Source organism: Treponema endosymbiont of Eucomonympha sp. (genome assembly GCF_001028545.1).
In genome coordinates this window covers 1-600 of record NZ_BBPW01000428.1, presented here as the reverse complement: position 1 = coordinate 600, position 600 = coordinate 1, and the positions used below count along the sequence as shown (strand labels likewise).

Genomic DNA, 600 nt, shown 5'->3' with positions numbered 1-600 from the left:
AAGCGCAGCGAAATGCGCCGGATCGTCTTTGTGTCGAAAACCCAGTCGGGATACGTGCTGGGCGGCGGCACCGGCGTCGGCTTTTTGTTGTGCAGGGAAAGCCCCATATTCTCCCGGTCGGAATCGCTCACGGCGGGGTTAAACATAAGGTACGTCTTGGCGAAGGGGCGCGGCGCTTTTTCGAGCGCGGCGCGGGCTTCGTCCTTTTCAAGCACGTCTACCTTGCCGTGGTTGGGCGAGGCGGCTTTCTGGTATGCCGCGTCAAAGGCGGCGTACAGCCCTTTGATAGCCGCGAAGGTCTCGTCCGGTATGCCGAAGTCGGCAAGCCGCGTCTCCGCGTATCCGACAAGCTGTTTTGCCCACGCCCAAAACGGGGCGTCCCCGCCGGGCACATAATCATGACCCATGTGTAACTCCTTAACTCTGTGTTTTTTATACGCGTTTCGGAGCGGAACGGGGGTTTTTGCCGCCGTCCGCGCCTTTTTTTCTGAAGCGGGGCGCTCCCCGCAGACTTCCGCTGCTTCCCCGCAAACCTTCGCCGCTTCCCCGCAAACTTCCGCTGCTTCCCCGCAATCTTTCGCGGCTTCCCCGCAATCTTTC

General features: G+C 60.7%; 1 protein-coding gene. It reads right to left on the bottom strand.

What is annotated here, in order from left to right; translation table 11 throughout:
- Positions 1 to 407 (bottom strand): hypothetical protein (locus AWU74_RS12010; protein ID WP_238580245.1); only part of this gene is annotated, 407 nt, incomplete at its 3' end.
- Positions 408 to 600: the final 193 nt, after the last annotated feature.